9 protein-coding genes are annotated in these 13,775 nt (G+C 61.2%); 3 read left to right on the top strand and 6 right to left on the bottom strand.

Annotated features, from left to right (window positions below; all coding sequences use genetic code 11):
* Positions 1–146: 146 nt before the first annotated feature.
* The 3 genes from ACO07N_RS15135 to ACO07N_RS15125 are packed head-to-tail and all read right to left on the bottom strand — an operon-like array spanning position 147 to position 5,096.
* Entirely contained in the window at positions 147–2,276 is a 2,130-nt protein-coding gene (locus ACO07N_RS15135) for a hypothetical protein (RefSeq protein WP_421981815.1), read from the bottom strand.
* Between the two features lie 17 nt (positions 2,277–2,293).
* Entirely contained in the window at positions 2,294–3,433 is a 1,140-nt protein-coding gene (locus ACO07N_RS15130; protein ID WP_421981814.1) for a phosphatase PAP2 family protein, read from the bottom strand.
* A gap of 22 nt (positions 3,434–3,455) precedes the next feature.
* Entirely contained in the window at positions 3,456–5,096 is a 1,641-nt protein-coding gene (locus tag ACO07N_RS15125) for a hypothetical protein (RefSeq protein WP_421981813.1), read from the bottom strand.
* Positions 5,097–5,239: 143 nt separating this feature from the next.
* Between ACO07N_RS15125 and ACO07N_RS15120 the strand changes: the two genes are divergently transcribed.
* Both ACO07N_RS15120 and ACO07N_RS15115 read left to right on the top strand, forming a co-directional pair.
* A complete protein-coding gene (locus ACO07N_RS15120) occupies positions 5,240–5,440 on the top strand; it encodes a hypothetical protein (protein WP_421981812.1) in 201 nt (66 codons plus the stop codon).
* Between the two features lie 323 nt (positions 5,441–5,763).
* Positions 5,764–6,603: a transporter substrate-binding domain-containing protein gene (locus ACO07N_RS15115; RefSeq protein ID WP_421981811.1), complete on the top strand. Its 840-nt coding sequence runs from the start codon at positions 5,764–5,766 to the stop codon at positions 6,601–6,603.
* Here the strand turns inward: ACO07N_RS15115 and ACO07N_RS15110 are convergent.
* Positions 6,597–7,445, bottom strand: coding sequence for a sterol desaturase family protein (locus ACO07N_RS15110; RefSeq protein WP_421981810.1), 849 nt, complete (start codon positions 7,443–7,445; stop codon positions 6,597–6,599). The genes ACO07N_RS15115 and ACO07N_RS15110 overlap by 7 nt on opposite strands.
* 146 nt (positions 7,446–7,591) lie before the next feature.
* Between ACO07N_RS15110 and ACO07N_RS15105 the strand changes: the two genes are divergently transcribed.
* Positions 7,592–8,239 (top strand): alpha/beta family hydrolase, encoded by a 648-nt coding sequence (locus ACO07N_RS15105; protein ID WP_421981809.1) that lies wholly within the window; start codon positions 7,592–7,594, stop codon positions 8,237–8,239.
* 594 nt (positions 8,240–8,833) lie between these two features.
* Here ACO07N_RS15105 and ACO07N_RS15100 read toward each other — a convergent pair.
* Positions 8,834–12,232, bottom strand: coding sequence for an efflux RND transporter permease subunit (locus tag ACO07N_RS15100; RefSeq protein WP_421981808.1), 3,399 nt, complete (start codon positions 12,230–12,232; stop codon positions 8,834–8,836).
* A gap of 14 nt (positions 12,233–12,246) precedes the next feature.
* Positions 12,247–13,677: an efflux RND transporter periplasmic adaptor subunit gene (locus ACO07N_RS15095; RefSeq protein ID WP_421981807.1), complete on the bottom strand. Its 1,431-nt coding sequence runs from the start codon at positions 13,675–13,677 to the stop codon at positions 12,247–12,249.
* Positions 13,678–13,775 lie beyond the last annotated feature (98 nt).

The following is a 13,775-nucleotide window of genomic DNA, read 5'->3' as shown; positions in this document are numbered from 1 at the left end:
ATCCCCACTTGAGTGCGTCGTTGATGAGATTTTTGTACAATATTCATTGGGTTCACGCGCGTGAGAAAAGCGTGAATTCAACACACCGCAAAAAGAAAGGCCCGGTCGAAACAGGGCCTGACAGTAAACTTGGTAAATTAATCTGTTCAGATAACAAGAAATTTGCCAAAACGCGCACGATCATCCTCTTTCTGATCCGGCAATTCGAGTTTTTTCAAGATCGGAAGATAATTGTCCGCCTCCGCATTCTTGATATCCGCATCGGAATACGTCGCGAAAGCTTCCGACAATCGTCTCGCAACAAGCGGGGCCGCGACGCTGGTTCCCTGTACAGACGCATAGGAACCGCTGCGCGTCCCGGCCGCTATGATACCCGGACTGATGATCGACCGATCGGCCGGAGCCGCGCAATCAACGCTGCCGACTGCATCACCCGCCCCCGGTTTGCCGGCGGAACTGAAGGCCGATGCGTCTATTTCGGCACTTCCCGGCAACGCGCCGATACGGGGCACGGCCCCGGAAACCACCAGAGTCGTCGCACCGGTCGCCATGCCGTTAAGGCTGCCGAAGCGTTTGACATGGCTTTCGGGCCGGTCGGTGTCATCCCCGGTGCCCCTGTCGTCAAAGAGCCGATAGTCGTCATCATGGAGATAGCTCTGCCGGGAGCCGGTCAGAAACGCCTCCAGATCGATATCCCTTTGCACCCAAAGATAGATCGGCCCGTGGCCGGCAGGCGCCGCCGGGCCCCGCTTGAGCGTGACCTTCCAGTCCCCGGCAGGCGCCGCCGCAAGAGCAGCGTCATGCGGTTCGCTCGGAGCCAGCGCGATCAGAACGCGCCAGCGCCCCGTTCGCCTGTGGTTGTCGAGACTGATCTGGCCGAGGGCATCGCCAGAACCGGTCCGGATGGTCTCGAAGTTTCTCGGATCGCCGTGCTGGTATGCCGGATCCGGTTTCAGTTCGAGGCCTGCCGTCACCTTGCCGAACGGCCCTGAGACCTCGACACCGAAATCGCCGGGATTGAGCTGATCCGGGAACCAGATTTCCAGATAGTTCGATGACCTGTCGTTCGGCTGAACGCGCCAGATGAATTCGAAGGCGCCGGAGCCGAGGTCTTCGGCGCTAATTTCGCCGTGGAGGCGATCCAGGAACGTGTTGCCCGACGGAATGACAATCGCCGTCGGCCTGCCCAGTTGGCGGCGCTTTTCGACCAGTTCGTCAAGTGCAGCTTCCAATTCCCCCTGGCCGTCGTGACGGCCGGCCGAAAACCCGTAGCTGATGTTGATGGTCACGCGAATATCCGGGACACCGTAGCCTGCCGCAATCCGCTCCGCGCGCTCAAGTATGTAATGCACGGCGGACAGCATATACATGTCCTTGCCGAAGCTGGACGTATCCCAACCGTAGGTGTTGGGAAGCTGCACGGCGATGAGACGGGTTTCTTCAGGCGGAACAAGTCCCTTGTCCGGGTTGGCGCCCGCGGCAATATCCATGACATTCGCACCATGGGTCGCGAGACGTCTTATGGCTGCGCCGGATCCGAACTGCCGGTCGGACGCGCCCGCTTCTTCGTAAAGTGCATCCTCGTCACCCCCATGATCGTGAACGAGCTGCTCAATATCTGTCCGTGTCAGTTCGCGGCCGAACAGCACGCTCGGGGTTTCGTCCCCGTCCCGCCTGTGCGCCGATTGCAACCAGCAGAACTCCAGCCGGCTTCGTTTTCCGTCCGCGGCCCGGAAATTCCGGTGCGCAAACGGTATGCCGTCATCGATGACCGCCAGGATGTTGAGCGTCCTGCCTTGCAGATCCGCTGCCTGAACCTTCGGATCCGGGCTCCAGTCGGGTCCGGAGGGTAATCTACCCTCAAGCCGGTGCATCGCCGTTTCCTCCACTGGAAACGCCATTCTGAAGCGGGCATCGGTCGTCGTTCCCGGCTGCAAGGCTTCGCTCAGGTTCAGGGTCAGGCAATTCGGCGCGAGGTCGCCGCCAGACCGGTTCTCGACCACGATCGGCCAGAATTTCAGGGAAACATCGTCCGTCCTGCCCCAGATTGTGGGGAGCCACATGCCGCGTTGGCCTTCGCGCCCGTCCGCAAGCGCATGCGGATTTTTCGGCTCGGGATGCTCGGCCAGGGCCGTCAGGAAACGGACATCCTTGCTTCGATAGACAGGAAAGGCGTATTGCTTGCCTATGCCGAAGTTCCAGGCCTCATACGGTCCGAGATAGTTCCGGAGTGCGACGGCCTGGTCCTGGCCGCCGTTTGCTGTGATGTCAGTCATGTTCGAGGTGCCCTTTCTTAAAGGTCATACTCATCGACCGCTCTCTTCCAGAGCCATTCGAACTGGTCGCTCTTGTCGACCGCACAGAGCTGAAGTTCTGTGACACCGTGCGCGCCCCATTTCGTGGGCACGTAGTCCGAGACCATGAAGTCGGACGCCGCTTGTGCCTCGTATTTCAGGCCGCGCATTTCCGTTTGCGCGCCACACTTGTTCAGAACGATCTCGCCGACCATTTTGCCGAGCAACGCTCCGGCCCAGCTGTCGACCGGGTAATGCACCCCGGCGACCGTGCGGCTGACCGCAATGCGCTCCGCCTGTTTGCGCAACAGGTTCTTGCGCTTGTCCTTGTCCGGGTAGTGGGTGCCGGACGCCTCGATCAGGCCCTCCAGCATGCGCACGACGGCAAAGGCTTCCGTCGCATGTGCGCTCGGGAAACTGCCATGAGCCGGGGTCGGGATCATCGGCAGGATCGATGCTCCGATGCGGTCCGGACGCCGGACCGCAAGATGGTGCTTCACGATCATGGCCACATGCGCCGCGAGGACCTGCGTCAGGGTGATCAGCTCAAGCGTGTTGTCGTTCCTGCCCGGGATGAGACCCAGGATCATTGCGAAATACGGGGTCGGGAAGCCGAGCTGCGACGTGATTTCAGCTGTCCGCTCCGGGCGCTGATCCATATAGGACCGCACCAGATCCAGCTGTTTGTCGAACAACTCGCCATCGGGGCGAACAACGGAGAAAAAGGGTTGCACGGGACCGCCGCCGTGCGGCCGGTACGAGAGGGTGACTTCGGAGCTGGTGCCGTCCCTTGTTTCCCAGGACAGCTCGCTCATGAAATCGCTGAGATAGAGTGAGGCCCGGACCCAGCCTGCCCATTTGCCGAGATTCTCGCTCGACGAGAAGTCCATTTCACGGGACGGATGGGTCGCGCCGTCTCCGGCTGCGTGGGCAATGGCCTGCGCGCTGGTCTGCAGGCCCTGTATCGTCAGGGAGTCCAGACCGCCGCCGCCGCCGATGAAACCGCCGAGACCGGTTGCGTTGAGGCCGATGCCACCGATGCCGCCTATGCCACCGATACCACCGATGCCGCCAATGCCTCCGATACCACCAATGCCGCCGATACCACCGATACCGCCAATTCCGCCGAAATAGGCCATATATTCCCCCTAGAAGTCCTCGTTAGAAACCAACCGCGCGCAGGGCGCGCATTGCGTTTTGACCAACCTGATAATCGGCCGCCGGGTGCGCATTCATGTAACCTTCAACAGAGAAGGTCGGTTGTCTGCGCCGCAATTCATCCGCGACTGTTTTTGCTTCTGCGGTCCTATCAAGGTAATGAAGAGCAATAATTTTTGCGCGAAGGGTCGACAGGTGACGCTGGTTCCGCTCCAGCGAGCTGTTGGCGAAATCCAGTGCCTTTTCGTAGTCTTCGGACGCCAGATAAGCCGTCGCGCTCAAACAGTCATAGAAATACTTGAAAGGATCGATGGGAGACAGCTTGCGCGCCTTGTCCGCGGCGTGCACCGCCTGGGTGCCAGAATCCTGAAACGCGTACAGCGCACTGCGCAACAACCAGGACAGTGCTTCATTCGGGTTGTGCTCTAGGGCATTCTCATAACGGGATGAGGCAACATCGAGGCGGCGGAGAAGGTTGTTGTGCGCGAAGCCGTCGATTGTCATGCAGAACGCGTTTTCCGGATCGATATCCAACGCCTTCGACGTGCTGCCGACCGCGCTCTTGGTGTCCTTTGTAGGGTCCGAGCTCCATCCGTTGACAACGCTGAGCACGTGCCACTTGCCGCGCCAGGCGTGCACCTCCGCCGAGCGTGGGGATCTCCTGAGTGCTTCGTCCAGCAACTCGCGCGACTTTGCAAAATCCCGCAAGGTCGAGCGGTGCATGAGGCTGACGCTCGCCATCAGCAGCTTGTGATCGGCGATTTCGTTGATCGGGCGGCCGCGCACGTATCGCAACGTGTCGGACGCGATCGCATTGCCGACGGAAGTCACGATATTGGTGAGCCCCTGACCCGAGTCGTTGATAAACTCGGACTGCTTGCCGCTGAACTGGCGGGTCCAGAGGATACGCCCGGTCTCTGCGTCCAGGAAGTCGACGTCGGTGATCACCTCGTCGCCAATCTGCCGGATGCTGCCGGCGACACAATAGTCGACCGCGAGCTTTGTCCGGATCGCTTCGATATCGATCCGGCGCCCCGCCAGGGCACGGCTCGAGAAATGGGATATGACGGCCAGAAGGTTCGTGCGCGAGAGCGACCGGCAGATTTCCTCGGCGAACCAGTCCCCGAGCATCGACAGCTCCGGATTGCTCTCGATGCTCAAGAGCGGCATGACCGTCACGGTCGGAACCGGAGGCCGCGGAAGAGACGACGCCGGCGTCCGAAAAAGCGCATGCACCTGTTCCGGATTGGCCCTGACCGCGTCGCGCCAGGCTTCGAAGAGCGGCGCCGGAACGTCGAGGCCTTCCAGAAAAGTCCCCTGCCCCGGCTGACCGGCAAAAACGACATTGCCGAGATCGAGCGTGACTTCGGAATTGTTGGTCGTGATCAGCTGATTGTAATAGGGACCCATCGCCGACTTGATGTCGGAGAGCGCGCGCCTGAGGCTCTGCCTGCCGGTGTCGTAGCAGGAGGCACCCCAAAGCGTTTCCTGCAGGAAGGTCCGGCTTCTGCAGCCATGCGGCGCAGTTGCAAGCAGCGCGAAGATCGCACGATGCTTTTTACCTGTAATCTCGAAAGCTCCGGGTTCCAGGGAACGGACAATACAGGACCCGAACAAGCTGATTTCCAGTAACTTCGCGTGCATGCCCCATCGCCTCGAGAAAAGTACGTATTCTATAGAACAGCACTTATAGCCGCTATCCAACCACTTCACACTTTTTTCACGCTCGCCGAAACGCTTCTCCAACTAAACTCACGCCGTGAGGAACAGAACCGTGAGCAGGAAAATTGTCAGAAAAAAACCCTATTATCGACGATGTTTCGGATGTTGTTGATTTCTTCCTGGCCTGGAACAATCATCGTGAAACCGTATTGAAAATCTCGGAAATGGACCAGTTGGACAGCGATCAGAAGAAAACCCTTCACTGGCTCGTCAAATTGGCGGACAGGGTCAGCCTGACCGATCTGGAGAAGGACGATCTGCATTAGGGTACTGACCCAAGGGCATGCAGAAACTTTTCGATGAACGGTTTTGGCGTTGGGCCGCCAACATGACTGCAAAATGCTTGATCGCGCCGCCGCCCGCGTGCCGCGGCGCGCTTCGCTCACGCGTGCGCCGGAGCATCTGCGCTTTCACGGGCTGCGACATTCGGGGATTGTTCCGGGCCGCGCCGGCGTGCGCATTCTCATTTTGCCCAGCAGGCTGACTTTGCGGTATCATCCTGGGCACGGACGGTGACTCGCGCGCGCTGCGCTATGTGACCCGTCGCCCGAGTTACAGACAATCATAGCGGTTTCACGATCCAGCATTCATGAAGATACATCCGGTTGCGTTCCTGATCGCGCTTCTTTTCACCTCCCTGCTGCCCGCTCAAGGTCTTGCGCAGAACGAGGGCGTGCGCGTGCCAAATTTCTGGGATCCCAAGGCGGTCAGCGACCGGCCGAACTCCATACCGGACAAGATCCAGTTCCTGGCGACCGACAACCACCCGCCCTTCGTGTTCCGCGACCCGCAGGGCCGCCTGACCGGTTTCAATGTCGATCTGGCGCGCGCGCTCTGCCAGGAACTTGGAAGCTCCTGTGCGCTCCGGATCAAGAATTTCAACGTCCTTCTGTCCGCTCTGGACGAGGAAGAGGGCGACGCCATCATTGCCGGGCTCTCGCGGGGCCTGCCGGCGACACGGCGCCTGAATTTCACCGACGACTACCTCAAGCTGCCCGCGCGCTTCGTGGTTGCCGCAGACAAGGCCGGTGATTTCGACGAGCAGGCGCTCGCCGGCAAGACCATCGCGGTGGTGACCGGGTCCCGCTACGAGGCCTTTGCGAAGCGGTTCTGGCCGAGAGCCGATATCCTCGGGCTGGAAAGCGTGTCCCTGGCGCGAAACGCGGTGAAGAACGGCGACGCTGACGCCCATTTCGGCGACGGACTGAGCCTGGCGTTCTGGCTCCCCAGCGAGGCCGCCGCGTCCTGCTGCGCCTTTGCAGGCGGCCCCTGGCTGGAACCGGGTTTCTTCGACCGCGGCATGGCGATTGCAACGCGCCCGGAAGATACCGAGCGTGCGGCCGCGCTCAACTACGCGCTGGCGCAGCTTCAGCAAAAAGGCATCTACCGCGAACTTTACCTGCGTTATTTTCCGCTCAGCTTTTACTGATTGCTACGCACATCCATCGTTTCGGCTTCTTCCGACTTCGTCCTTGAACTGCCCAGGAACGGTATCGCGAGGCTGAAGGGGAACTGATGCGCCCTGGGGGTGAGCGGTGCCCCGAGACCGATTTCCATGCCTTCGTGGCCCTTTTCCGGCTGGTCCACATAGGTCCCGAACATCCGGTCCCAGATCGACAGGTAGAAGCCGTAATTGCTATCGGTTTCCCGACGGATCACCGAGTGATGGACCCGGTGCATGTCCGGCGTCACGATGACCAGGCGCAGAAGCCTGTCCAGCCACAGGGGCAGGCGGACATTTGCGTGTCCGAAGACGGCAGATGCGTTCAGCACGATCTCGAAGATCAGCACCGCTTCGACCGGGCCGCCCAGCGCGACGATCACGAGCCCCTTCCAGACGAATGAAAGCAGGATCTCGATCGGATGGAACCTGAGCGCCGTCGTTGCATCCACTTCGCTGTCGGCGTGATGGACGCGGTGTATCCGCCAAAACCAGGGGATCTTGTGGGACGCGACATGCTGGCCCCAGACCGCGAAATCGAGCGCGAAGAAGGTTAGCATACCGGCAAGCACGCCCGACCAGCCAAGCAATCCGAACAGGCCCCAGCCGCTTTCCTGCGCCAGAAGTGCGAGCCCGACACCTCCGATCGGAAAGATCAGCCGCACCAGAATCGAATCCAGCAGGATCAGGCCCCAGTTGGTCGGCCAGCGTTTCAGACGTCCGTTTTCCAGACGACGCCTGGGCAAACCCGCCTCAAGCAAAGCCATGACCAGGAAAATCCCGGCGAAGCAGGCCATGCGCACCTGGTTTATGTCGATCTCTTCAAACATTCGGTCTCGTGTCCACCGGGTGGAAAAGCGCCTTGCCATGGTCCGGAAGGCGCGCTAGGGCATCTGACGACCGGAACCTTTATTTCACCTTTCGTGAAAATATAGCCCACTCTCCCAAAAAAGAAGCTGCGACAGATCACATCACCATGAGCGACTTTCTCTGGAACCGCCCCGAAGACGAACCGGCAGCCACGCTGCTGATGGCCCACGGTGCCGGAGCGCCGATGGATTCGGCCTTCATGGAAAAGCTCGCCAATGCGCTCGCCGATGAAGGCATTGCCGTTGCGCGGTTCGAGTTCGCCTATATGGCCGGACGGCGGACCGGCGGAAGCAAAAGACCGCCACCACGCGCGGACCGTCTGATCGGCGAGTTTCAGACAGCGCTACAAACCCTCCTGGCGGACGCCAGCGGCCCCCTGCTTCTGGGTGGAAAATCGATGGGTGGACGCGTCGCGGCCATGCTGGGTGGCGGAGGTTCTCTGCCCCAAAGGGTGCGCGGCATATGCTGTTTCGGCTATCCGTTTCATCCGACCGGCAAACCCGACGCCGAATGGCGGCTGTCGCCGCTTCAGGAAAGCAAGCGTCCGGTACTGATCCTGCAGGGCGACCGGGACCCGTTCGGGTCCAAGGCGGAACTCGACACGGTGACGCTGCCGGGCACTGTTTCCCTGACCTACCTGGAAGACGGAAATCACGATTTCGGCCCGCGCGGCAAGTCACCCGCGACACTGGACGGCAACATCCGGAGTGCCGCAGGCGCGGTCGCGGCGTTCGCGGCGTCACTCCGGGATTGAGTCCACCCTGTCAGGTCTTGAAAGCTCCATAATTCCGTCCAGCGAAAAGTCTGGGTAAAGGATGGTTACCCGGATTTGTCGCCCCGGTTTGCCCTATACGCGGCAAGAGCGGGAACCTGTGTGTTTGAAGTGTGCTTTGCTGGGTTGGGCGGGAGGCCGCCGGGATCCGGGTCGTGTGAGACCGTTTACTGGCCGGGGCCCATAGCCATCCAAGCGAAACCGCACAGCAGAAGAAAGTTGGCAAAGGCCACACTCTGAGAAGAGGCGGAGAACTGTTGCACACGGGCCGAACAAAAGCCCCTCTCCCGCCGGGAGAGGGTTAGGGTGAGGGATCAAAGGCTTGTAACACTCACGATGCTTTGTCCCCTCACCCGGCGCATTCGCGCCGACCTCTCCCGATGGGAGAGGTTACCGACGCCTGGCAGGACCGGGAACCAGTATCCCCAGTGACTGACGGTTATGGGATGACGGAGAAACAAGCGGTTGCTGGTTCCGGCCTTCCGCTGCGCTTCCGCCGGAAAAACAGGTTCATTGACCGGGGATCGTCTCACCAGGTCCATTTCCGGTTAAACGGGCAGCAGCAGATTGAGGCCGTCATTCGGCCGGTGTGACGCTCCGGCCGCTTCCCGGCAGGGCGGAACGGTTCTGGCGCCTGCTCAGGAAAATGACCCGGCCGATATCATCACCGATCATGACGAGCGCGGGCACAAGCACCAGGACAAGCGCGGTCGCGGTCGCCAGCCCGAACACGATGGTGATTGCCATGGGCAGCAGGAACTGCGCCTGCAGGCTGGTTTCGAACATGAGCGGCAACAGCCCGCCGATGGTCGTCATCGACGTCAGCAGCACGGCCCGCAGACGGTCGCAGCTGGCACCGATTGCCGCAGCATCCAGATCTTCGCCTCCGGACAGACGTTCTTCGAAACGCGCAACGAGGATGATCGAGTTGTTCACGAGGATGCCGGCAAGCCCAAGCAATCCGATCATGCTGAGGATCGTCAGGTTGAAGCCCATCAGGTAGTGCCCGACAATCGCTCCCACGATACCGAAGGGGATGATCGACATCACCACGACCGGTCTCGAATAACTGCCGAAGATCGCCGCCAGGATGATGTAGATCCCCGCCACCGCCATCAAGATGCCGGTCAGGAGATCGGAAAAGGCGTTCGACTGCTCTTCCGCCCGGCCGGCGAAGGAATATTCAAGACCGTATCTCTGCGAAAGCGCCGGCAGGAATTCCGTGCTCAGTTCCGCGATGATCTCGTTGTTCGAGGTGATCGTGCTGTCGACATCGGCCACCACCGTGACGACGGTGCGTCCGTCCCGGCGGAGAATGACGGAAAAGCCCTGCGCATCGGTCAGATCGACGATCTCCGTCAGCGGGACGAATTCGCCGGCAGGCGTGCGCAGGGAAAGCTGTCTCAGAGCCGCGGTGCCGTCTGAATCGAACACCTGTTTGACCCTTACGGACACCTCCTCATCGCCTTCGGCGAAGCGCCGGGCGATGTTGCCCTCAAAGGCGTTGCGGATCTGACGGGCGGCACTTTCCACCGTGAAGCCGAGGGCACGGCCGCGCGGGGTCAGTTCAACGAGAAGTTCAGGCTTGCCCCAGGGGAGATCGTCCTCCACGGCGCTTGTGCCGGGGAATGCGGACAATTCCTCCTGGAGTTCCTCGGCCGCTGCCTTCAAGTCCTGCAGAGACGCGCCAGTGAGGCGGATATCGAGGTCCCGTCCGGGAGGACCACCGCGCCTTTCGGCGACCGCGACGCGGGCTGCGCCGGGTATTGCCGGCAGCGCCGCGCGCCAGGCGCGGACGATTTCGGGTGTCCGGATCGTGCGCTCCTCCGACCGGCTGAGTTGCACCGATATGTTGGCGACATTGTCGCCGCGGTTGTTGCCCGCCTGGCCGAGGGTCGCGTATGTCGCCACGACAAGCGTCTCGCCGTTGTCTCGCGTCAGATTGGCCTCGGCATCCTTGAGCGCCTGCTCGATCCGGGCGATGCCTTCGATCGCGTCCGCTTCCGGGATGCCGGCGTGGAAGAAAATGGATGCGGTCAGGTTTTCCGCTTCCGGAGACGGGAAGAAGGTGAAACCGACACGGCCCCCGCGGACGAGCCCCACCGCCAGAACCATGGCTGCGATTGCAACGGCAAGCGTCACGTAGCGCCAGTGGACGGCCAGGGAGACAAAAGCACGGAACGGGTAGTCGCGTATCCAGCCGAAACCGGTGTCGAACCCGCGACGGAACCAGCTTGGCCTGTCCGGCTCCTGTCTTTGCTGCTTCCTGCGGCGCAACGCCATCAGCAGCGTCTCGAATGCAAGTGCGGCAAGGAAACAGACGCCAATGACAATCATCTCGAACACGACCACGCCCGCAGCATCCCGCAGGGCGCGCAGGGGGTCATCTACGACATCGAGATAAGGCGGCACCGAGATATCCGGTTGCGCAACAAGGGCGCTCAGGAAGAAAGCCGGCACACCCGCGACAATGACGACGCGCCACCAGCTCCAGCCGGGCCGGCTCCCGAGCGCATGTGACAGATGACCGGGCAGCACCAGAAAACACTCGATCAGCGAGGCGATCACGACTGCGATCACGACAATGGGCAGCGTGCCCATGATCTGGCCGAGCACATCGCCGATCAGGAGGATGGGGAGAAAGGCTGCGATCGTGGTCAGGCTTGCCGCGAAGATCGGCGCCACCATGGTGGTCGCGCCGTTGACCGCGGCCTCGTCCGGACTGTCACCCATGCTCTGGCGCGTTGCCGTATGCTCTCCGACGACAATCGCGTCGTCGACGATCACACCCAGCATCATGATCAGCGCGAACATGGAGATCATGTTGATGCTCTCGCCCATGAGCCACATGATGCCGAGCGTCGCCATCATCGCGACCGGGATGCCGGCGGCAACCCAAAGCGCGATCCTCGCGTTGAGGAACAGGAACAGGATCGCGACCACCAGGACAAGGCCGGTCAGACCGTTCTCGAGAAGAAGCGTAATCCGCCCCTTCACCGCGTCGGCGCGCACATCGTATTTCAGGATTTCGAGCGTCTGCGGCAGCTGTTGGGAAATCTCGGCCAGATAGTCGTCGACGATCTGCGCGGCTTTCAGCGTATCGGTCTTCTCGGTTCTGAGAATTTGCAGTTCGATCGCCCGGGTTCCATTTGAAAAACCCTGGTTCTCGCCGGAATCGAAGTCCCGTACGACGGTACCGATATCGTCGACAAGTGTCTTTTCGCCGGAGGCGAAGGACTTGACTTCCACCCTGCCGACGGCCTCCGGCGAGCGGTCTTCGGAGAGGGCGCGGATCTGCCTTTCGACATCGCCGTCCAGATTGCCCGCGGGAACGTCGATGGTGTTGCCGGCAATCTGGGTGGCGACATCGGAGATGGTCAGGTCGAGGCGCCTGAGCTCGCGCTCCGGGATCTCGACCAGGTATTCCGGTGCGCGATAGCCGTAGAGCTCGACCTTGTCGATCCCGCGCGCAAGCAGGTCATCGCGCATCTGGCGCGCAAACACCTTGAGCGCCTGCTCCGAAAAGGGCCCACGAAGGGCGATCGTTGCAACGCCGTCGGTAAATGTGGACGCCGAAACGACCGGTGTTTCGGAATCGACCGGCAAGGTCGTGACACCGGAGATCGCCTGCTCCACGTCCGACAGCGCCTGCTGCATGTTGGTGCCTTCGATGAACTCCATCTGCACTGATGCGGCCCCCTCGCGGCCGTAGGAGACAATCTCGTCGAGCCCGTCGATGAAGCGCAGTTCCGGTTCGATCACCTCAAGGATGTTCGTGGTCACATCCTCGGCGCTCGCACCCGGCCAGATGATCGACACCGATATCCGGTCGGTCTTCACCGTCGGAAAGAACTGGGTGTTCAGTTTTGCCAGACCGTAAGCGCCGAACAGCACCATGACGACCATGATGAGATTGGCGGCGTTGGCATGCCGGACGATCAGTTCAAGGAAGCCTCTGGACCGGATCTCTCTCATCACCGCACCCCTGTCTACTGCGCGTCGGCGTTGCGATTGCCCGCCGTTTGCGCAGCATCGCTTCCGGTCCCGGCGGACGGTGCTGCGGGCGACGTCGCGGCCACATCATTGACCAGCAGTCCGGCACCTGCCTCGGGAATACGCGTCGTCAGCAAGGTTTCGCCGGGCTGGAGATTGCCTCTTACCAGAATGAAACCATCGTCGATCGCCAGAGCCTCGACCTCGCGCGGCTCCAGCCGGTTGTCCTTGACGACATAAACCGTGCCTTCGCCGTAGTAACCCGTTTCGGGGATGCGGAAACTTTCCATGTAGGTCTGGTCCGGCAGCGACACTTCGACGAACGCGCCGGGACGCAGCGGCACCGATGCATCCGTGTTGTCGATCGCGGCAATCAGTTCCACTCCACCGCGGGTGCTGGCGACATCGGCGCCGACACGGGTCACCTGTGCCGGGTAGGTCACCGGGGTATTGCCGAGATACCAGGTCACGTTGACCGGGCGGCCGATCACGGTCCCGCTTTCTGCAAGCAGACGGCCATACTGGTTGTCGGACAGCGTGAAGCGGACTTCGAATTCATCGCTGCTATAGAGCGAAACGACCGCGTCATTGACGCTGACCAGACGGCCGGGTTCGGCCGCCTCCATGCGCACGACGGCGTCGAAAGGCGCTCTCAGGATGGTGTTGTCGAGCTGGCGGTTGGCATTTTCCAGGCCCCACTCGAGGCGCTTGACGGCCGCTGTCTGCTGAACGACCTTGGCTTCTTCGAGCGCAAGCGAGTTCTGACGCTGCTCAACCGCCTGCTGGCGCTGTGAAACGAGCAGACGCCTGTCGTCAACGGTTCGTTCGGTTACCGCACCGCGCCCGATCAGTTCCTCGGCACGTTCCAGATCCCGCTCGGCGAATTCAAGCTGCTCCCGGGCCCTGACGACATTGGCCTTTTCAAGTTCGACGCGGCCTTCGCTTTCAACCAGCCCGGCCTTCGCCTCGGCCAGGTTGGCTTCCGCCTCGGTCACGGCGCCTTCGTAATCGAAGCGATCGATCGCGACGAGCAAATCTCCCTGAGAGACGTGGCCGCCGGCCTTGAGATCAGGGTGCACTTCCGTGACTTCTCCGCCAACAAGCGAGCGGAGTTCCACTTCCCGCCCCGCTGCGGTTTCGCCGAACACGCGGATGTCGGGTGCAAAATTGCCCTGCTCCAGAACCGTGGTCACGACCGCATAGCTTCGCTCCTGGATCGGGCGCTTGGGAACGTCGGGCTTGGTCGCGACGAGGGTCTTCATGCCCATGAACGCGCCGACCAGAATGGCAAAGGCGATGAGGGCCTGAAGCAGCGCTTTCAGGATCAGCATCACCCGCCGCCAGCCGTTGCCCGGCTGCGGGTCGGCAGGGGGGAGAAATTCGGAAACCGGTTCCTTTCCGGGTTCCTGAGGCAAGGACTGCAACATTGTCGGCGTTCCGGACTACGGTCTCTCGATCGGGCATTTGAACTGTGCGCTTGCAGATAGATTTACTTCGCACTGCAAAATTCAAGTCCCGCATACGC

Source organism: Roseibium sp., assembly GCF_965229775.1.
GTDB lineage: Bacteria > Pseudomonadota > Alphaproteobacteria > Rhizobiales > Stappiaceae > Roseibium.
The sequence above is the reverse complement of the archived record's forward strand: the minus strand, read 5'-3'. Positions and strand labels throughout refer to the sequence as shown.